The following is a 17,944-nucleotide window of genomic DNA, read 5'->3' on the forward strand; positions in this document are numbered from 1 at the left end:
TGTTCCGGCCTCTTCGCGGGCAAGCCCGCTCCCATAGGTCATGCACTGTCATCAAGGGCAGTGCAGCCCATGTGGGAGCGGGCTTGCCCGCGAAAGGGCCTGCGCGGTATCTGCCCCAAGGACGCTCCCTGCATGCCCCTGCTTCGCCCTCACCTGCCCCTGAGCCTGCTCAGCCTGGGCCTGGCCCTGCACAGCCCCCATGGCCTGGCCGAAGACAGCCTCGAACTGGCCCCGGTGCAAGTGTCCGATACCTACGGCGATGAGGGCTACCAGGTACGCGAGGCTTCAGTCGGCGGCTTCCAGCCCGCACCACTGCTCGACACCCCCGCCTCGGTCAGCGTATTCAGCCAGCAACTGCTGGAAGACCGCCAGGTCCGCCTGCTCAGCGAAGTGCTGCAAAGCGACGCTTCAGTGGGCGACAGCTATGCCCCGATCGGCTACTACGAAAACTTCAACGTGCGCGGCTTCGAACTCAACGCCGCCAGCAGCTACCGCATCAACGGCCAGACCATCGCCGGTGAGCAGAACGTGGCGCTGGAGAACAAACAGCAGGTCGAGCTGCTCAAGGGCCTGTCCGGGCTGCAGAGCGGCGTATCGGAGCCAGGCGGGCTGATCAACTACGTGACCAAGCGCCCTGCCGACGTGCGCAGCGTGACGGTTTCGACCAACGCGCAAGGCGAGCGCTACCTGGCCACCGACCTCGGCGGCTGGTTCGGCAGCGAGCGCCAGTTCGGCCTGCGCGCCAACCTGGCCCACGAGGACATCCGTTCCTACGTCGACCATGCCGACGGCCGCCGCGACTTCGCTTCGCTGGCCTTCGACTGGCAGATCAACCCCGATGCCACCTTGCAGCTGGATGCCGAGTACCAGCACCGCGAGCAGCGCTCCGTGCCGGGTTACCAGCTGCTGGGCGGCAGCCAATTGCCCCATGGCATCGACCCGAGCGACCGCCTGGCCTACCAGCACTGGGCCAAGCCGGTGCAGAACGACGCACTGAACCTCGGCGGGCGCTTCGAGTACCGCTTCAACGAGGCCTGGACCGGCACCCTGAGCGCATCGCGCAGCCAGGTGGTGATCGATGACTACAGCGCGTTCGCCTGGGGCAGCGAGGGCGGCTGGCAGTCACACTTCAGCCCCAACGGCGACTACGACATCTACGACTTCCGCAGCCCCGACGATACCCGCCGCACCGATGAGGCCCAGGCCATGCTCAATGGCCATTTCGACGCACTGGGCGTGCAGCACGAGCTGACCGTGGGCAGCAGCGCCCAGCGCCGCACGCTCGATCAGCGCCCCTACTACAACGAGCTGGTCGGCAGCGGCAACATTTATACCGGCGCACCGGCTGTGGCGCCATCGGGCAAGGCGGTCGGCGCCAGCGAAAAGCGCCTGGACAGCCGCCAGTACGGCCTGTTCGTCAGCGACCGCATCCGCTTCAACGCGCAATGGCAGACCGTGATTGGCGCCCGCGAAGTGCGCCTGGATGAAAAGACCTGGGACGAGAACGGCGTGACTGGGCGCCATACCCGGCAATACCAGCTGCTGCCCAATGCCGCGCTGATCTACAAACCGCGCCCCGACACCACGGTGTACGCCAGCTACGCCAAGGGGCTGTCGGCGGGCGGCACAGCGCCCTGGTATGCCAGCAACGCGGCAGAGATTCTCGCCCCCACCCTCTCGCACCAGCTGGAGCTCGGCATCAAGCGTGACTGGCAAGGCATGAGCTTCAGCGCCGCGCTGTTCCAGATCCGCCAGGCGTACCAGTACGCGAAGCCGCAAGGCAGCGACTTCGTGTATGTCCAGCAGGGCCAGCAGAAGAACATCGGCCTGGAACTGGGCGCCAGCGGCTGGGCCACCTCGAACCTGCAGCTGCAGGCCAGCGCCGCGGCGATTCGCGCACGGGTGCAGGACAGCGGCACTGACGCCTATGAAGGCCATCAGGCAATCAACGTGCCGCGGCTGCGCGCAGCCCTGCAGGCCGAGTACAGCCTGCCAGTGCCTGGCCTGGCACTGCTCGGTGGGGCGCGCTACAGCGCCAGCAAGTATGCAAGCCAGGCCGGCAACGTCGAGGTGGGTGGGTATACCGTGTTCGATCTCGGCAGCCGCTATCGCACGCGCATCGGCGGGTATGACACGACGCTGCGGCTGACCGTGGATAACGTCTTCGACAAGCGCTACTGGCGTGATGTGGGGGATTATCTGGGCGACAACTACCTGTTCCAGGGGGCGCCGCGGACGGCGCGGTTGTCGGCTTCCATCAGTTTCTGACAGCTTCGTAGAAACCCTGTGGGAGTGGGCAAGCCCGCGAAGCATGCGACGCGGTGGATGGCACGGGCTGCGCCCGTGTTCGCGGGCAAGCCCGCTCCCACAGGGATTGCGCCAGATTCTAGAAATCGAGCAAGACAGTTGCTTCCACAGGGTCCGCGCAAGGCTCAGAAATCTGGGCACAAACGTCCCAGAATGCAAAAAGCCCCCGAGCTTTTCAGCGCGGGGGCTTTTCAGAATGTGGCGGTGAAGAAGGGATTTGAACCCTTGATACGATTTCTCGTATACACACTTTCCAGGCGTGCTCCTTCGACCACTCGGACACTTCACCGTTTTCTCTTCAAGGCTTTCACCCCGTCGAGGCGCGCTAATTTAGTAGAAGAGCTTTTCTTTAGCAAGCATTTTTTTCAAATTTTTCATGCATTTAAGCCAACCCACTGAAAACCCGAGGTTGCCAGGGCAATGCTGCCAATCTCGCCAGCGCTTTTACCCGCCGCAAACGCTCTGCCCTCGCCGTGCAAGGCATCGCGCCGCAGCGCTGACTGGCCGGTCAGCCTTGCTGCTTTACCTGGCCCGCCGTGCTGGGTAACGTCGTCGCCACGCCACCCTAAGGATTGCGCCATGAGCGAGCTGATTACCTACCACGCCGAAGACGGCATCGCCACCCTGACCCTGAACAACGGCAAGGTCAACGCCATCTCGCCGGATGTCATCACGGCCTTCAATGCCGCCCTCGACCGCGCCACGCAGGAGCGTGCCGTGGTGATCATCACCGGTCAGCCGGGCATTCTCTCCGGCGGTTACGACCTCAAGGTGATGACCTCCGGCCCCAAGGAAGCCGTGGCCCTGGTCACCGCCGGTTCCACCCTGGCCCGGCGCCTGCTGTCGCACCCGTTCCCGGTGATCGTCGCCTGCCCCGGCCATGCCGTGGCCAAGGGCGCCTTCCTGCTGCTGTCGGCCGACTACCGCATCGGCGTCGAAGGCCCGTACAAGATCGGCCTGAACGAAGTGCAGATCGGCATGACCATGCACCACGCCGGCATCGAGCTGGCCCGCGACCGCCTGCGTCGCTCGGCCTTCCACCGCTCGGTGATCAACGCCGAGATGTTCGAGCCCAAGGATGCACTGGATGCCGGCTTCCTCGACAAGGTGGTGCCAGCCGAACAACTGCTGGACATCGCCAAGGGCGTTGCCGGTGAACTGAAGAAGCTGAACATGCTGGCGCACAAGAACACCAAGCTGAAAGTGCGCAAAGGGCTGCTGGATGCCCTGGACGAAGCGATTCTGCTCGATCAGGGCCACATGGGCTGATTGCGCCGGCTCACACCAGGGTTTGCCCCGGCCAGTGCACAGCCGTACACTGCGCCGCGACTGTCTGGTGTGAGTCGTACCATGCTTTACTCCCTTCGCATGCTCCTGCTGGGGCTGCACTTTCTGCTGGTGGGCGCCGTCGGCCTGCTGATCGGCCTGCTGCGCCCCTTCAACCGCGACAACAGCCGCGTGTTCGCCCGCCTCTACAGCCTGCCGGCCACCTGGCTGATGCGCATCAAGGTCAAGGCCGAGGTCGGCCCGTTGTGGGACCAGCCGCCCGGCTGCGTGATCGTCGCCAATCACCAGTCCAACTTCGACCTGTTCATCCTCGGCCATGTGGTGCCGCAACGCACTGTCGCCATCGGCAAGAAGAGCCTCGGCTGGATTCCGCTGTTCGGCCAGCTGTTCTGGCTCGGTGGCAATGTGCTGATCGACCGCAAGAACGCCTACCAGGCGCGCAAGGCCATGCAGACCACCACGCGCATCCTGCGTGACGACACCTCGATCTGGATCTTCCCGGAAGGCACGCGCAACCCGGCAGAACGGCTGCTGGCGTTCAAGAAAGGTGCGTTCCACATGGCCATCGAAGCCGGCGTGCCCATCGTGCCCGTGTGCGTCAGCCGCTATGCCCGGCGCCTGAGCCTGAACAGCTGGCGGCGGCGGACCGTGATCGTGCGCTCGCTGCCCCCGATCGCCACCAGTGGCCTCAGCCTGCAGGACCTGCCGGCGCTGATCGAGCAGTGCCATACCCAGATGCAGCAGTGCATCGACCATATGGAAGATGAACTCGCCCACCACTAGGTTGCTCTGCGGCCAACTACAGCCCAAGCTGTAACCCGTGTGCAACCGAACAAGTGGATAACCATGGGTCGAGTCGTGGCATCGGCGGTGTATGCCGCCGGCAGAAAGGTCACCAACATCAGCATCGACGAAGGCAGCGAGTGGGCGCGCAAGCCGGGGCACTTCGTGTGGATCGGCCTGGAAGAGCCCAATGCCGAGGAGCTGGCCAACCTGCAGTGCCAGTTCAACCTGCACGAACTGGCCATCGAGGATGCGCTGGAAAAACACAGCCGGCCAAAGCTGGAAACTTTCGGCGACGCGCTGTTCATCGTCACCTATTCGCCGGTACGCCACGAAGGCAAGCTGGAGTTCATCGAAACTCACATCTTCGCCGGCAACGGCTACATCATCACCTGCCGCAATGGCCACTCGAAATCCTACGCCCTGGTGCGCCAGCGCTGCGAGGCGCGCCCGCTGCTGCTCGAACATGGCGAGGACTTCGTGCTGTATGCCCTGCTCGACTTCGTCACCGAGAACTACCAGCCGGTCAGCGAGGCCATTCATGGCGAGATCGAGGAGCTGGAGCAGAGCGTGCTGAGCACCACGCTGCAGGAGGAAGACATCCAGCGCCTGCACAGCCTGCGCCGCGACATCCTGCGCCTGCGCCGCTATGTGGCACCGATGGTGGAGGTCAGCGAGGAACTGCAGCGCCTGAGCTTCCCGTTCATCGACAAGAACATGCGCCCGTACTTCCGTGATGTGCAGATCCACGTGACGCGGCAGATGGAGGACCTGGCCGGGATCCGCGACATCGCCAGCCAGACCATCGAGATCGGCATGCTGCTGGAGTCGTCACGGCAGAGCATCGTGCAGCGCAAGTTTGCCGCCTGGGCGGCGATCCTCGCCTTCCCCACGGCGATTGCCGGGATCTACGGGATGAACTTTCAGAACATGCCGGAGCTTGGGTGGCACTATGGCTATTTTGGGGTGCTCGGCGTGATTGCGCTGGGGTGTAGCGGGCTCTATGCCAGCTTCAAGAAATCTGGCTGGCTGTGAGGGCCTCTTCGCGGGCACGCCCGCTCCCACAGGGTTCGAATGCGCTCCGATAACCGTGGGAGCGGGCTTGCCCGCGAATGGGCTGCAAAGCAGCCCCGGCAATTGATCAGGCGGCGCTGTCGCTGGCCTTGGCCGGCTGCTGGATGAAGCGCATCATCCACTCCCCCACCAGGTCGCCCTGATGCTCGGTGGCCAGGCTGGCAATGGCCTTGTGGTACACCTCGTCCCCCAGGTACTCCTGACGCGCATCGAGCAGCGCCCGCGAGTAGTCATGGACGAACTCCGGGTGGCCCTGGAAGCACAGCACCTGATCGCGAATGTGGTAGGCCGCATTCGGGCAGAAGTCGCTGGAGGCGATCACCGTGGCGCCTTCGGGCAGCTCGGTGACCTGGTCCTGGTGGCTGATCAGCAAGGTCAGCTCGGAAACCTCCGGGTCCATCCACGGCGCATGCGCCGCCAGCGAATAGCGGTGAACACCCACGCCCCAGCCCTGGTCGGCGCGCTCGGCCTTGCCACCCAGGGTCAAAGCCAGCAGCTGGTGACCGAAGCACACGCCCAGCAGCTTGTCGCCACGCTCGTACAGCTTGAGCAGGTAGGCCTTCAGCGTCTGGATCCAGGGATCGCTACCAAACGAATCGGCCTTGCTGCCCGTGACCAGGTAGGCATCGAAGCGTTCGCCGTCGGGCGGGTAGTCGCCGTTCATCACGTTGTACACACGAAACTCGGCTGCGATCGGCTGACGCGAGAAGAGCTGCTCGAACATCCTTCCGTAGCCCTGGTACTGCGCGGTCAACTCCGGTCGCAGGACATCGGTTTCAAGGATGCAGATGCGTAACGACATAGGGATAGTCCTGAACGACATGGGTGGGAATCTGTTGTAGAGACTGCCGCGAAAGCCACGTACAAGCAAGTAGGCTGCACTGACGAACGGTCACATTCTGTCGGGGAAGCGCGGGTGGATACGCGGCTGTCTAGGCAGAGCCTGTCAGCGGGGTGGCCAGTGGCCTCATAGCCAATCGAAATTGCGCCGTTATCCATTTAGAACAAAGGGTTCTCAATAATGGATAACACTCGCCCTGTGGGTGGTTTATATCCACATACATGAGGCAAGCAGACCCGACAAGGAAGCCACCGGGTATTCAGGAATAACAACAAGAAGGCGGTCCGCCATGTTCAGACAATCGAAACTTCGCCAAGCCGGGCTCATTCTTTTCGCCACGACTTTGCTGCTCATCCTTCCCAACCTCACGCGTTTGTTCGGCTGAGAGCGCCAATGCTGCGCTTGGGTTAATCTTCCGGCTTTAAGGTCGGAGATTGCCCATGCGCCATTGCCTTGCCGCGCTAACCCTGCTGTTGAGCTTGCCGCTATCGGCGGCGCAGTTGCAGCTGGAGCTGGGCGACAGCGCCCGGCAGTGGTCCAGCGAAGCACTGCTGAAGCACCCTCAGGCGCGCGACATCGACATTGATCAGGACGTTTCCTACAAGCGGCCCATGCATTACCGCGCCGTGCCGTTGGCTACGCTGCTGCCTGGGGTCAAGGCCGATGATCATCTGCAGGCGGTGGCGCTCGATGGCTTTGCCGCAGAAATGCCCGCCGGGCCGTTGCTGGAGGAAGGCCCGGCGCGTGCCTGGCTGGCCGTGGAGGACCCAGCCAGGCCGTGGCCGGCGCTGGGCGACGGCAAACCGGGCGCAGGGCCTTTCTACCTGGTCTGGACTAACCCGCAGGCAAGCGGCATTCGCCCCGAGCAATGGCCCTTCCAGGTTGCCACCATCCGCCGCCTGGCGCCGGTCGAGCAGCGTTTTCCGGCGCTGCTGCCCGACCCCGCTTTGCCAGCCAACGACCCGGTGCGCCGGGGCTTTGCCCTGTTCCAGCAGAATTGCCTGGCCTGCCATCGGCTCAATGGTGCGGGGGATTCGCAGTTCGGGCCGGACCTGAACGTGCCGCACAACCCGACCGAGTATTTCCGGCCTGAGTTCTTGCGCAGGTACATTCGGGACCCGCAGAGCTTGCGGCATTGGCCGCAGGCGCGGATGCCGGGGTTTGCCGAGAATGTGCTGAGTGAGCAGGAGCTGGATGCGTTGTTGGCTTATCTGGGGCATATGGCTGGGCGCAGGCCCTGAAATCGGGGAATCTTCTTCGCGGGCACGCCCGCTCCCACAGGGATATCACAGTGTTTGAGGGCGGTGATATCTCTGTAGGAGCGGGCGGGCCCGCGAAGAAGGCAACGCATTCGTTTCAGGCAATCGGCCTTTCCTGCTTGACGCCCCACCCTTCGACTTCGCCGCCACAGGGTGAAACGACCTGCTCGAAGGCCTCCTCGAAGTCACCTATCCCACCGTAGGTGGCATACATGACCTTGCTCAGTTCCAGGTGCCACGCGCCATCGTCCAGTTCACGCACCTGAGCATTCAACGATTCGCCACGAAACTGCCCGGCTGCGCGTCGCGCGCCGGCTTCATCTGGAAATACCGCGTAGAACTCGATGGGGTGGATGCGGGTGAAGTCGAAGCCGCCAGCTTTCATCTGGCGCAAGACATTACTGCTGATATCGTCGTTCAGGCTGCTCATGAATCGTCCTCCCGAATAATGCGATGGATAGACTTTCCGTGCACTACGCACCTGCCGGCATTGCCAGCAGATCGAGCTGATGCAAGACGCGAATTGAATGGGTGCAGGCCCGCAGAAAAGGCCGACACCTCCCACCAGCGTAGTGCCTGTGCAGGCACCACGCCAACCTGTGATTCAGGGCGCTTCGTGGATGCTGGTGATGATCACGCCGTTCTGCTCCTTGAGCCAGCGTGCGGTAGGGGATGGGGCGCGGTCCTGGAAGTCGTTGAGGTCCAGCTCATCCATGACCGGAAACAGATGCGAACGGATGGCACGGGCTGCCTCCTCCTCGCTGGGGCACTGTTCACCGTGCAGCAGCAACGTGGTTGGCTCGCCTTTCTGGTCGGCAAAGATGACTTCCCACTCTTTCATTGAATAGCCCTCTCAATCAAAGAACACCCGGTGTGTGACGCCTGTAGATGCAGACATTGGGCCTGGAAATTCGTTCCTGCAACAGAAAGGGCCGCAATGCGGCCCTTTCTGTCTACAGCTTGCTACTGGCGGGTGGCCGCTTACTTCTTAGGGGTGCCGTGAACGACCCCGGCGGTGTTGTCCAGCAGGCTCTTGGTCGCCGTCTGGATGAAGGCCTCGAGCTGCTGCAGCATCTGCGGCTGCTCCGGGCTTTCGATCAGTTCGGCCTTGAACTCGCTGCCCAGCTGGTAGCGATACAGGCGCGGGCTCATGTCCTTGGACTCGATCAGCAGGTGGTCGCCCTTGACCAGGCCGACGATCTGCTCGCTGCCCGACGGCTTGATCATGCCGATGCCCGGGTCGCCCTCAGGCAGGTTGAGCAGGTCGCGGCCCCAGCACTGGTGGCGGGTCTCGCCACCCAGGCGGCCCATGATGGTCGGCACGATGTCGACCTGGGTACCCACGGTGTGGTTGACCGCACCGAACTTCTCCTGGATGCCCGGCGCGATCAGCAGCAGCGGCACGTTGAAGCGGCCCAGGTCCAGCTCGGTGACCTGCTGCTGGTTGCCAAAGCCGTGGTCGCCGACGATGACGAACAGGGTCTCCTTGAAGTACGGCTCTTTACGCGCCTTCTCGAAGAACTGGCCCAGTGCCCAGTCGGAATAGCGCATGGCGGTCAGGTGTTCGTCCAGGCGGCCCTGGCCGGTGACCTTCTCGACCGGCAGGTTGGCCGGCAGCGCATACGGGGTGTGGTTGGACAGGGTCTGCAGCAGCGCGTAGATCGGCTTCTTGCCGTCGTGCTTGGCCAGCTCCTCGTTGCCACGGTCGAACATGTCCTGGTCGGACACGCCCCAGGTCGGGTCGGAGAACACCGGGTTGACGAAGTCGTTACGGCCGATGAAGGTGGTCATGCCCTGGTTGCCGAAGAACCCGGACTGGTTGTCCCAGGCGAAATCGCCGTTGTAGACATAGACGTCGTCGTAGTCGCGGGCACTGAGCAGCGCCGGCAGGCCCGACAGCTTGTGGCCGCCTTCAGGGGTCTGCATCAGGTATTCGAAGCCTGGCAGGTTGGGGAAGCAGGCCATGGTGGCGAACATGCCCTGGTGGGTATGGGTGCCGTTGGAGAAGAAGCGGTCGAACAGCAGGCCTTCCTTGGCCAGCTTGTCGAAGTACGGGGTGATGTTGTTAGGGCTGCCCAGGGCGCCTACCGAGTGGCCGGCGAAGCTTTCCATGAGGATCACCACGACGTTCTTGATCGGCAGGGTGCGGTCGGCCGGCGGCACGAAGTCGCGGCGCACGGCAGCCTCGTCGGCATCGACCAGGGTGTCGTTGGCGGTCAGCAACTGCTTGCGCACGGTCTCGGTGGCCAGCTCCTGCTTCAGCACCGGCTTCCAGATATTGGCGCGGTCTTCGCCGAAGCGGCTCTTGGCGGCGTCGATCAGGGTCAGGGTGCCGTTCAGGCCCAACTGGTTGACGAAGTTGGAGTCGGTGGTGAAGGCATCACCCCAACGCATCGGCGGGCCCTGGCGCAGGGTGCCACGGGCGGCAACCACGGCCACCAGCAGGATCACCATGAACACCGCCAGGCGGTTGTACCACGGCGCCACGCGCTGTTCGCCGGTACTGCGGGTCAGGCGGTCGATACCCTTGAACAGCAGGCTCAGCAACCAGGTGCCAAAGGCCCAGGCCAGCAGGTAGCGGACCACCGGGAAGCCGTACCAGAGCATGCTCAGCACGGTCTTCGGGTCTTCCTTGATGTACTGGAAGACCAGGCCGTTGAGGCGCTGGTGGAACTCACGGTAGAAGTCCATCTCCATCAGGCCGAGGAACATCACCACGCTCGAGGCCACGGTCAGCCAGAAGCGGAACAGCCCACGGCGGGCCATGAGCCAGGGGCTCAGCAGCGCCAGCAGCAGCGGAATGCTCAGGTACACCACCACCCGCAGGTCGAAGCGCAAACCGTTGAGGAAGCCTTCGGCGACGGTCGAATAAGGGGTGTCGCCGATCATGTCGCTGTTGTAGACCAGCAGCGCCAGGCGCACCAGGCTGAGCATCAACATGATCACCAGGCCGCTGAGCAGCGTGTAGGCCAGGTGCGATTTCAAGGTCGGCGTGAAAGCGCGCGCGCCCTGTTGCCTCAAGGCATCCGTGTTAGCCATGAATGGGAAAGTCCTAGGATTGCGGGTTTGCGGAGATGGCGCTGGGGCTGGCCCAACGCAGCATTGTGCGGGTGCGGATTCTGTTTAAACCAATGTGAAAATTTTGTCACCACCCTGTTGCTGATTTTGTCTGGGCCGCGGGTTTCATATACGGACATTGCCCCGCGGCCCGGCAATCGCCCAGATCACCAGGCCGAGCACCGGCAACAGGGCGATCAGCAGAATCCACAGCACCTTGATCCCCACTTCGCTGCTGCTCTTGATCACATTGAGGATCGCCCAGATGTCCAGGGCGAGGATGATCAGGCCGACCAGGCCGTTGAAGGTAGAGCCCATTGCCACGTTCTCCTTGAAAGGCTGATGCTGAGCATAGTCCTCTATCAAGGCCATAGAAGGGAATCCTTGGCCTGCCACACAGGTCACTACCTAGACTGCAAGCATCCACGGATTCGAGGTTCCTATGCCCACCGCCCACACCCACAGCGCCACCCCGCCCTCCTTGCTGAACGCCTGGCGCCAGCAGGCGCTCAGCAGCCCATGGCTCAGCGCGGGCCTGGCCGTGAGCTTGCTGGCGGTCATCGTACTGCTGGCGGCCAGCTTCTGGAGCGCGATCAACGGCGACCATGCCGACAACCTGCACCTGGCCGCGCTCGGCGGGCTTTCCGGCTTCGCCGCCACGGCCCTGGGGGCGGTGCTGGCGGTGGTGCTGCGCGATGTCAGCGCACGCAGCCAGGATGTGATGCTCGGCTTTGCCGCCGGCATGATGCTCGCCGCCAGCTCGTTCTCGCTGATCCTGCCGGGCCTCGATGCCGCCCGCGCGATCACCGGCAATGGCCCGGCGGCGGCGTTCACCGTGGTGCTGGGCATGGGCCTGGGCGTGCTGCTGATGCTCGGCCTCGACCGCTTCACCCCCCACGAGCATGAAAGCACAGGCCCCTGCGGCCCTGAGGCCGAGCGCATCAGCCGGGTGTGGCTGTTCGTGCTGGCGATCACCTTGCACAACCTGCCCGAGGGCATGGCGATCGGCGTGAGCTTCGCCAATGGCGACATGAACATCGGCCTGCCGCTGACCAGCGCCATCGCCATCCAGGACATCCCTGAAGGCCTGGCCGTGGCCCTGGCGTTGCGGGCGACCGGGCTGTCGAACCTGAAAGCTGCGCTGGTGGCGATTGGTTCGGGGCTGATGGAGCCCCTGGGCGCGGTGATCGGCCTGGGTATTTCCACCGGGTTTGCCCTGGCCTACCCGATCAGCATGGGGCTGGCGGCGGGGGCGATGATCTTCGTGGTGTCCCACGAGGTGATTCCCGAAACCCACCGTAATGGGCACCAGACTTCGGCGACCCTGGGATTGATGGGTGGGTTTGCGGTGATGATGTTTCTCGATACCGCGTTGGGCTGAAGTAGCCGGGCGCCTTCAATGGCCCCTTCGCGGGCAAGCCCGCGAAGAGGCAAACGCTGCTGTCAGACGTGAACGGCGACCCTCAAGGCCTCCAGCGCCGGCTCCACCTTGATCCCCACCTCGGCCCCCAGCTCTAGCACCCGCGCCAGGTCCTGCTGGCCAACCATCACCATCTGCAGTTCATCATCGAGCAGCTGGCTGAAGTTGAGCAGCACATAGCCACCGGCTTCCTTGTTCAACGCGCCCATCTGCACCTGGATGCGGTTGAGCGCGGTCAGTGGCTCGGTGCGCGCCAGCTGCTTGGGCTTGAGGGTGAACGGCACGCTCAGGTCGAACGAATCGCTGATGTGCTGGAACAGTTCCTGGTAGCTGTCGGCCTGGAACACCACGGTGTCTGGCAGGCTCCCGAGCACGACCCATTCACCCAGCGGGATCGGGAAACTGTCGTCGTAGTTGATGTCCGGGTTGGCGGCCAGGAAGGCGGCCGGGTCGGCGTAGGCCTGGGCAGCCTCGTCGGCGATGCGCTCGATGTCCTCATCGCGCATGCAGCCGGCACCGATGAGGCTGATGAATTCGAGCAACTGGTTTTTCATGAAGGGGCCTGCGACGGGTGAAAAGTCGCCAAGGATAGCCGCAAATGCCCCCGGGCGGTTAGCCGGCCAGCACTTGCAGGCGTGCGGCGGTGTCCACCGCGCCCATCGTCTGCGCCGCCGTCAGTGCCGTGGCGCCACGGGCGTCCTGGCGCGCCGGGTCGGCGCCCTGGGCCAGCAGGTAGTCGAGGATCTCGCCACGGTTGAACATCGCCGCCAGCATCAGTGCGGTACGCCCGTCCTGCGCGGCAGCATCCACCGGCACGCCACTTTCCAACAATAGGCGGATCATCGCCAGGTCGCCCTTGAACGCCGCGCCGGCGATGGGCAGCTGGCCATTGTCGTTGGCGATCAGCGGGTCGGCACCGTGGGCCAGCAGCACCCGTACCGCTTCGTGCTGGCCGTGGTAGCTGGCCAGCATCAGCAAGGTGTCGCCCTTGTGGTTACGCAGGTTGGCCGGCAGGCCGCTGGCCAGCAGGCGCCCGAGCATTTCGGCATCGCCCTGGCGGGCACGCTCGAAGACCTCATCAGCAAACGCTGCGGTCTCGTCATCGGTCATGGCGGTAGCGGTGGATTGAGCGGACATCGGGAACCTCCTGGCATAAATGATTGCCCAAGTCTTTGTCAGGCATGCCATTACGGTCAAAGGTTCAGATTCTATAGGGTCGATAGGCAAAAGCCTGAGCCGTGCAAAATGCACTGTGCAAAATGCACGACCATGCAGCCTGCACGATACCGCTTCTGAAAAAAACCCATAACAGCCTGTATTTACTGGGTTTTTCCCGCCTCCATATTCTGGCACGGTCACTGCAACGATCAACTCACGTCTGCCCACACAACAGTCAGGAGTTGATATGGACCTCATCCAGGAAAAATTCGTCTCGGTGTTCTCGGCCTACCAGGTCGCTACCCAGCCCCGCCCTGACGGTGGCGTATTGCTGACCCTGCGCGCCGCTGACGGCAAGGTGACCCGCCGCGTGCTGACCTACGGCCAATTGCACAGTGCCGAGCAGCTGTCCTGGGCGATCAGTGCCATTCGCCGTGACCTGGCCGAGCAGGCCAGTGAATTGCCAGTGATTTCCATGCTGCAGAGTCAGCAGCGGTTTGCGCTGCCGACCTACCGCTGAGTTTGTCTGTACCGGCCCTATCGAGCTTTGCTCGCTCCTACAGGGGTATTGCATTGCCCATAGGGATGGCGGGATACCTTTGCAGGAGCGAGCGCAGCTCGCGATAGGGCCCGGTCAGACACTAAAGCTCATCAATCCCAAGAAATGCCCGAGCATTCGCATCCCCGGTAAATCGTGGCTCCACGCCCTGCTCACTGCCAAACAGTCGCAACGCCAGGCAGAACGGATTGCCCCCCAGCTCCACCCAGCGCCGCGTCCCCGCCGGCACCTTCAGCTGATCCCCCTTCTCGCACAGCAGCGCATACACGTACTCGCCCAGGCGCAGGCCGACTTGCGCGCGGCCGGCCACCACGCTGAACACCTCGTCGCTGTCGTGCACATGCTCGTCACGCACATCCACCTGTGACGGGTCGAGGCCGTCACGGTTGAGCAGCGTGAACGCCACACTGCCCTGGGCCGTCATCAGTTGGTCGAGGTGCTCACGGCAGGCATCGAGTACATCCGCCTGGCTGCTGCCCGGGCGCACACGCAGCGCCAGCGGGCTGTGGCTGAAACGCACGCCCTGCTCAGCCAGGGTCGCGGCGATGTCGTCGTGATGGGTCAGCACCTTGTTCGGCAAGTCCGGGCTGGACGGGTGGAAAACACAGAGGATGCTCATCGGCTGCTGGTCCTGGTCGATTTCGAACGAGTGGCAATGATAACGGCTGCCGCCAGCGCTGCGGCGCTGGCCATACCAAAGGTGAAGGTCGGCCCCAGCAGTTTCCAGCTGTAGCCCGAATACAAGGCGCCCAGCGCACCGCCGGTACCCGACAGCGCCGCATACAGCGCCTGCCCCTGGCCTTGCTGGCGGGCCCCGAAACTGGCCTGGACGAAGGCGATGGATGCGGCATGGAAGCAGCCGAAGGTGGCCGCGTGCAGCAACTGGGCGAAGATCAGCACGGCCGGTTCATCGGCCAGGTTGCCCAGCAACAACCAACGCAGCGCCGCCAGCAGGAAGCTGACCAACAGTACCCGCTGCACGCTGAAGCGGGCGAACACGCGGCTCATGACCATGAACATCAGCACTTCGGCAACCACCCCCAGGGCCCAGAGCAGGCCGATGGCGCCGCGGCTGTAGCCCAGGTGTTCCAGGTGCAGGGTGAGGAAGGTGTAGTACGGGCCGTGGCTGAGCTGCATCAACGCCACGCAGATATAGAAGGCGATCACCCCCGGCGCGGTCAGCTGGCGCAGGAAGCCGCCCGTTTCGCGGCGCTCGCCCTGCTCCACTGGCTGGGCGTTGGGCACCCACAGGCTGGCGGCGACGATGCCGGCCATGATGGTCACCAGGGCCACCGGGTAGATGTCCAGGCTCAACCATTCGAACAACCGTCCCAGGCCGACCACGGTGAGGATGAAACCGATCGACCCCCACAGGCGCACCTGACTGTAGCGTGAGGTCTGGCCATGCAGGTGGGCCAGGGTGATGACTTCGAACTGCGGCAACACCGCGTGCCAGAAGAATGCATGCAACGCCATGACCAGCGCCAGCCAGGCGTAACTCTTGCCGAAGAAGATCAGCGAGAAGGTGGCCAGGGTCGACAAGGCGCCCAGGCGCACGATCAGCAGGCGCTGGCCGCTGCGATCACCGAGCCAGCCCCACAGGTTGGGGGCGATGCAGCGCATCAGCATGGGGATCGCCACCAGCTCGCCGATGCGTGCCGGGGAGAAGCCCAGGTGGTCGAAGTACAGGGCCAGGAACGGCGCGGTGGAGCCCAGCAGGGCGAAGTAGAACAGGTAGAAGCTGGACAGGCGCCAGTAGGGGATCGGGGGCATGGGGTAGCCTTGTGGGGACCTGTACCGGCCTCTTCGCGGGCCAGCCCGCTCCCACAGGATCATGCGGTCCCTGTGGGAGCGGGCTGGCCCGCGAAGAGGCCGGGCCTGGCTTGGATCAGAGCTGGCCCAGCACCGGGGTGTTGACCTTCACATCGGCATTCTGCGCACGGTGGCGCAGCAGGTGGTCCATCAGCACGATGGCCATCATCGCTTCGGCGATCGGCGTGGCGCGGATGCCTACGCACGGGTCATGGCGGCCCTTGGTGATGACGTCGACCGGGTTGCCATCGACGTCGATCGAGCGGCCCGGGGTGGTGATGCTGGAGGTCGGCTTCAGCGCCAGGTGGGCGACGATCGGCTGGCCCGAGCTGATGCCACCGAGAATGCCACCGGCATTGTTGCTGAGGAAGCCGTCCGGGGTGAGCTCGTCACGGTGCTCGGTGCCACGCTGGGCGACGCTGGCGAAACCGGCGCCGATTTCCACGCCCTTGACCGCGTTGATGCTCATCAGCGCGTGGGCCAGCTCGGCGTCGAGGCGGTCGAAAATCGGCTCGCCCAGGCCGGGCATCACGCCTTCGGCGACTACGGTGATCTTGGCACCGACCGAGTCCTGGTCACGGCGCAGCTGGTCCATGTACGCCTCGAGCTCCGGCACTTTGTTCGGGTCGGGGCTGAAGAAGGCGTTTTCCTCCACCGAATCCCAGGTCTTGAACGGGATTTCGATCGGGCCCAGCTGGCTCATGTAGCCACGCACCTGGATGCCCTGGGTGGCCAGGTATTTCTTGGCGATGGCACCGGCGGCCACGCGCATGGCGGTTTCGCGCGCCGAACTGCGGCCGCCGCCACGGTAGTCGCGGATGCCGTACTTGTGGTGGTAGGTGTAGTCGGCGTGGGCCGGGCGGAACAGGTCCTTGATCGCCGAGTAGTCCTTGGACTTCTGGTCGGTGTTGCGGATCAGCAGGCCGATCGAGCAGCCGGTGGTTCGGCCTTCGAACACGCCGGAGAGGATCTCCACTTCGTCGGCTTCCTGGCGCTGGGTGGTGTGCCGGCTGGTGCCAGGCTTGCGCCGGTCGAGGTCGTGCTGCAGGTCGGCGAGGGAGATTTCCAGGCCAGGTGGGCAACCATCGACAATGGCGACCAACGCCGGGCCATGGCTTTCGCCAGCGGTGGTGACAGTGAACAGCTTGCCGTAGGTATTGCCGGACATGGACGCTCCGCGAAATCAGCCTGAGGTGAACGAAAGCGGGCAGTATACGGAAAATTTCAGGCAGGTTGGTTGTCTGTGCTGGCCTCTTCGCGGGCATGCCCGCCCCCACAGGCCCCCCACAACCCTGAAAGCAGTGCAATGCCTGTGGGAGCGGGCATGCCCGCGAGGAGGCCGGCACAGGTCCACTGGCTGGCGAACCTTCCCGCAAACATTGGGTCAAACCGTCATCTCCCCACTGTAGTACCGCATGATGTCGCGCCTCGTCGCCTTCTTCCTCCTGCTGTGCACTGGCCTGGCCCAGGCCGCCGCCCCCACCGTGCTGCAACGCCCCATCGACCTGGACACCGGCCAGGGCGTACTGCACGGCAGCCTGCTGCTGCCGCAACAGGCCACGCCACCGCCGGTGGTGCTGATCATTGCCGGCTCCGGCCCCACCGACCGCGATGGCAACAACCCGGCCTCGGGGCGCGTCGACAACCTCAAGCGCCTGGCCCTGGTGCTGGCCAACGAGCACATCGCCAGCGTGCGCTACGACAAGCGCGGGGTGGCCGCCAGCCAGCCGGCGACGCCGGATGAGCGCGACCTCAGCGTGCAACGCTATGTCGACGACGTGGTGGCCTGGAGCCGCAAGCTCAAGGCCGACCCGCGCTTCGGCCCGCTGATCCTGGTCGGCCACAGCGAAGGTGCGCTGATCGCCAGCCTGGCCGCCGAACGCGCCGGTGCCAGCGCGGTGATCACCCTGGCCGGCATGGGCCGGCCATTGGCAGACGTGCTGCGCGAGCAACTGGCCCAGCGCATGTCGCCAGCGCAGCTGGCCGGTGGCAGCGCCCTGCTCGACCGCCTGCAGGCCGGGCAGACCAGCCTGGACGTGCCGGCACCGTTGCGCCAGGTGTTTCGCCCCAGCGTGCAGCCGTACCTGATCACCCTGCTCCAGCAGGACCCGGCGCAGGCCTTCGCCCGCCTGCCGATGCCGGCGCTGATCGTGCAGGGCCGCAACGACGTGCAGGTCGACGTGGCCGACGCCGAACGCCTCAAGGCCGCCAAGCCGGATGCCCAGCTGGTACTGATCGACGGCATGAACCACATGCTGCGCATCAGCCCCAAGGACATGCACCTGCAGCGGGACAGCTACCTCAACCCGGAATTGCCGCTGGCACGGGAGCTCGGCGAGCGGGTGGTCAGCTTCATTCACCAACTGCCTTCGGCCTGACCCTCAAAC

General features: G+C 64.2%; 18 protein-coding genes and 1 tRNA gene. 8 read left to right on the forward strand and 11 right to left on the reverse strand.

Features of this window, described 5'->3' with window-relative positions; translation table 11 throughout:
• The first annotated feature begins 132 nt into the window (after positions 1-132).
• A complete protein-coding gene (locus CAF78_RS10845; RefSeq protein WP_085675490.1) occupies positions 133-2,268 on the forward strand; it encodes a TonB-dependent siderophore receptor in 2,136 nt (711 codons plus the stop codon).
• Between the two features lie 238 nt (positions 2,269-2,506).
• On the opposite strand, the gene CAF78_RS10855 is transcribed toward CAF78_RS10845, so the two are convergent.
• Positions 2,507-2,596, reverse strand: a tRNA-Ser gene (locus CAF78_RS10855).
• 290 nt (positions 2,597-2,886) lie between these two features.
• On the opposite strand from CAF78_RS10855, the gene CAF78_RS10860 reads away from it, so the two are divergent.
• The 3 genes from CAF78_RS10860 to CAF78_RS10870 all read left to right on the forward strand — a co-directional run bounded on the left by CAF78_RS10860 (position 2,887) and on the right by CAF78_RS10870 (position 5,412).
• The gene (locus tag CAF78_RS10860; protein WP_085675488.1) at positions 2,887-3,576 is read left to right on the forward strand and encodes a crotonase/enoyl-CoA hydratase family protein; all 690 of its coding nucleotides are present in this window, start codon (positions 2,887-2,889) and stop codon (positions 3,574-3,576) included.
• Between the two features lie 81 nt (positions 3,577-3,657).
• Positions 3,658-4,377 carry a 1-acyl-sn-glycerol-3-phosphate acyltransferase gene (locus CAF78_RS10865; RefSeq protein WP_085675487.1) on the forward strand — a complete coding sequence of 240 codons (720 nt, stop codon included), beginning with the start codon at positions 3,658-3,660 and terminating at the stop codon, positions 4,375-4,377.
• A 63-nt stretch (positions 4,378-4,440) separates the two neighbouring features.
• Positions 4,441-5,412, forward strand: a complete 972-nt coding sequence (locus CAF78_RS10870) for a magnesium and cobalt transport protein CorA (protein ID WP_085675486.1) — start codon at positions 4,441-4,443, stop codon at positions 5,410-5,412.
• 106 nt (positions 5,413-5,518) lie between these two features.
• Here CAF78_RS10870 and CAF78_RS10875 read toward each other — a convergent pair whose 3' ends face one another.
• A complete protein-coding gene (locus CAF78_RS10875; RefSeq protein ID WP_085675485.1) occupies positions 5,519-6,253 on the reverse strand; it encodes an amidotransferase in 735 nt (244 codons plus the stop codon).
• A 479-nt stretch (positions 6,254-6,732) separates the two neighbouring features.
• Between CAF78_RS10875 and CAF78_RS10880 the strand changes: the two genes are divergently transcribed.
• Positions 6,733-7,533: a cytochrome c gene (locus CAF78_RS10880; RefSeq protein WP_085675484.1), complete on the forward strand. Its 801-nt coding sequence runs from the start codon at positions 6,733-6,735 to the stop codon at positions 7,531-7,533.
• A 115-nt stretch (positions 7,534-7,648) separates the two neighbouring features.
• On the opposite strand, the gene CAF78_RS10885 is transcribed toward CAF78_RS10880, so the two are convergent.
• The 4 genes from CAF78_RS10885 to CAF78_RS10900 form a co-directional block, all read right to left on the reverse strand.
• Positions 7,649-7,981 carry a ribonuclease E inhibitor RraB gene (locus CAF78_RS10885; protein WP_085675483.1) on the reverse strand — a complete coding sequence of 111 codons (333 nt, stop codon included), beginning with the start codon at positions 7,979-7,981 and terminating at the stop codon, positions 7,649-7,651.
• Between the two features lie 174 nt (positions 7,982-8,155).
• The gene (locus CAF78_RS10890) at positions 8,156-8,392 is read right to left on the reverse strand and encodes a hypothetical protein (protein WP_027919510.1); all 237 of its coding nucleotides are present in this window, start codon (positions 8,390-8,392) and stop codon (positions 8,156-8,158) included.
• 140 nt (positions 8,393-8,532) lie between these two features.
• On the reverse strand, positions 8,533-10,590 hold the full coding sequence (locus CAF78_RS10895; RefSeq protein WP_085675482.1) for an LTA synthase family protein: 2,058 nt from the start codon (positions 10,588-10,590) through the stop codon (positions 8,533-8,535).
• A gap of 144 nt (positions 10,591-10,734) precedes the next feature.
• Complete coding sequence (locus CAF78_RS10900; RefSeq protein ID WP_085675605.1) at positions 10,735-10,926, reverse strand: PLDc N-terminal domain-containing protein; 192 nt, start codon at positions 10,924-10,926, stop codon at positions 10,735-10,737.
• A 124-nt stretch (positions 10,927-11,050) separates the two neighbouring features.
• On the opposite strand from CAF78_RS10900, the gene CAF78_RS10905 reads away from it, so the two are divergent.
• Positions 11,051-11,989: a ZIP family metal transporter gene (locus CAF78_RS10905; RefSeq protein ID WP_085675481.1), complete on the forward strand. Its 939-nt coding sequence runs from the start codon at positions 11,051-11,053 to the stop codon at positions 11,987-11,989.
• Between the two features lie 62 nt (positions 11,990-12,051).
• Here CAF78_RS10905 and CAF78_RS10910 read toward each other — a convergent pair whose 3' ends face one another.
• On the reverse strand, positions 12,052-12,582 hold the full coding sequence (locus CAF78_RS10910; protein ID WP_085675480.1) for a hypothetical protein: 531 nt from the start codon (positions 12,580-12,582) through the stop codon (positions 12,052-12,054).
• Positions 12,583-12,640: 58 nt separating this feature from the next.
• Positions 12,641-13,165 (reverse strand): ankyrin repeat domain-containing protein, encoded by a 525-nt coding sequence (locus CAF78_RS10915; RefSeq protein ID WP_085675604.1) that lies wholly within the window; start codon positions 13,163-13,165, stop codon positions 12,641-12,643.
• Between the two features lie 268 nt (positions 13,166-13,433).
• On the opposite strand from CAF78_RS10915, the gene CAF78_RS10925 reads away from it, so the two are divergent.
• Positions 13,434-13,706 carry a DUF3509 domain-containing protein gene (locus CAF78_RS10925; protein ID WP_027596016.1) on the forward strand — a complete coding sequence of 91 codons (273 nt, stop codon included), beginning with the start codon at positions 13,434-13,436 and terminating at the stop codon, positions 13,704-13,706.
• A 121-nt stretch (positions 13,707-13,827) separates the two neighbouring features.
• Here the strand turns inward: CAF78_RS10925 and CAF78_RS10930 are convergent, their stop codons facing one another.
• The 3 genes from CAF78_RS10930 to aroC form a co-directional block, all read right to left on the reverse strand.
• Positions 13,828-14,364 carry an oxidase gene (locus CAF78_RS10930; RefSeq protein ID WP_085675479.1) on the reverse strand — a complete coding sequence of 179 codons (537 nt, stop codon included), beginning with the start codon at positions 14,362-14,364 and terminating at the stop codon, positions 13,828-13,830.
• A complete protein-coding gene (locus CAF78_RS10935) occupies positions 14,361-15,518 on the reverse strand; it encodes an MFS transporter (RefSeq protein ID WP_085675478.1) in 1,158 nt (385 codons plus the stop codon). The genes CAF78_RS10930 and CAF78_RS10935 overlap by 4 nt, the downstream gene beginning before the upstream one ends.
• A gap of 115 nt (positions 15,519-15,633) precedes the next feature.
• Positions 15,634-16,725, reverse strand: a complete 1,092-nt coding sequence (aroC, locus tag CAF78_RS10940; protein WP_085675477.1) for a chorismate synthase — start codon at positions 16,723-16,725, stop codon at positions 15,634-15,636.
• A 247-nt stretch (positions 16,726-16,972) separates the two neighbouring features.
• Here aroC and CAF78_RS10945 point away from each other — a divergent pair, with 247 nt between their 5' ends.
• On the forward strand, positions 16,973-17,935 hold the full coding sequence (locus CAF78_RS10945) for an alpha/beta hydrolase (RefSeq protein ID WP_085675476.1): 963 nt from the start codon (positions 16,973-16,975) through the stop codon (positions 17,933-17,935).
• The last annotated feature ends 9 nt before the right edge of the window (positions 17,936-17,944 follow it).

This window comes from Pseudomonas sp. R28(2017) (assembly GCF_002112505.1).
Lineage (GTDB): Bacteria > Pseudomonadota > Gammaproteobacteria > Pseudomonadales > Pseudomonadaceae > Aquipseudomonas.

What these genes read in the sequence shown, in the direction of transcription:
- CAF78_RS10845 (WP_085675490.1), top strand. Translation starts at nt 133, where the DNA reads ATGCCCCTGCTTCGCCCTCACCTGCCCCTGAGCCTGCTCAGCCTGGGC.
- CAF78_RS10860 (WP_085675488.1), top strand. Translation starts at nt 2,887, where the DNA reads ATGAGCGAGCTGATTACCTACCACGCCGAAGACGGCATCGCCACCCTG.
- CAF78_RS10865 (WP_085675487.1), top strand. Translation starts at nt 3,658, where the DNA reads ATGCTTTACTCCCTTCGCATGCTCCTGCTGGGGCTGCACTTTCTGCTG.
- CAF78_RS10870 (WP_085675486.1), top strand. Translation starts at nt 4,441, where the DNA reads ATGGGTCGAGTCGTGGCATCGGCGGTGTATGCCGCCGGCAGAAAGGTC.
- CAF78_RS10875 (WP_085675485.1), bottom strand. Translation starts at nt 6,253, where the DNA reads ATGTCGTTACGCATCTGCATCCTTGAAACCGATGTCCTGCGACCGGAG.
- CAF78_RS10880 (WP_085675484.1), top strand. Translation starts at nt 6,733, where the DNA reads ATGCGCCATTGCCTTGCCGCGCTAACCCTGCTGTTGAGCTTGCCGCTA.
- CAF78_RS10885 (WP_085675483.1), bottom strand. Translation starts at nt 7,981, where the DNA reads ATGAGCAGCCTGAACGACGATATCAGCAGTAATGTCTTGCGCCAGATG.
- CAF78_RS10890 (WP_027919510.1), bottom strand. Translation starts at nt 8,392, where the DNA reads ATGAAAGAGTGGGAAGTCATCTTTGCCGACCAGAAAGGCGAGCCAACC.
- CAF78_RS10895 (WP_085675482.1), bottom strand. Translation starts at nt 10,590, where the DNA reads ATGGCTAACACGGATGCCTTGAGGCAACAGGGCGCGCGCGCTTTCACG.
- CAF78_RS10900 (WP_085675605.1), bottom strand. Translation starts at nt 10,926, where the DNA reads ATGGGCTCTACCTTCAACGGCCTGGTCGGCCTGATCATCCTCGCCCTG.
- CAF78_RS10905 (WP_085675481.1), top strand. Translation starts at nt 11,051, where the DNA reads ATGCCCACCGCCCACACCCACAGCGCCACCCCGCCCTCCTTGCTGAAC.
- CAF78_RS10910 (WP_085675480.1), bottom strand. Translation starts at nt 12,582, where the DNA reads ATGAAAAACCAGTTGCTCGAATTCATCAGCCTCATCGGTGCCGGCTGC.
- CAF78_RS10915 (WP_085675604.1), bottom strand. Translation starts at nt 13,165, where the DNA reads ATGTCCGCTCAATCCACCGCTACCGCCATGACCGATGACGAGACCGCA.
- CAF78_RS10925 (WP_027596016.1), top strand. Translation starts at nt 13,434, where the DNA reads ATGGACCTCATCCAGGAAAAATTCGTCTCGGTGTTCTCGGCCTACCAG.
- CAF78_RS10930 (WP_085675479.1), bottom strand. Translation starts at nt 14,364, where the DNA reads ATGAGCATCCTCTGTGTTTTCCACCCGTCCAGCCCGGACTTGCCGAAC.
- CAF78_RS10935 (WP_085675478.1), bottom strand. Translation starts at nt 15,518, where the DNA reads ATGCCCCCGATCCCCTACTGGCGCCTGTCCAGCTTCTACCTGTTCTAC.
- aroC (WP_085675477.1), bottom strand. Translation starts at nt 16,725, where the DNA reads ATGTCCGGCAATACCTACGGCAAGCTGTTCACTGTCACCACCGCTGGC.
- CAF78_RS10945 (WP_085675476.1), top strand. Translation starts at nt 16,973, where the DNA reads ATGATGTCGCGCCTCGTCGCCTTCTTCCTCCTGCTGTGCACTGGCCTG.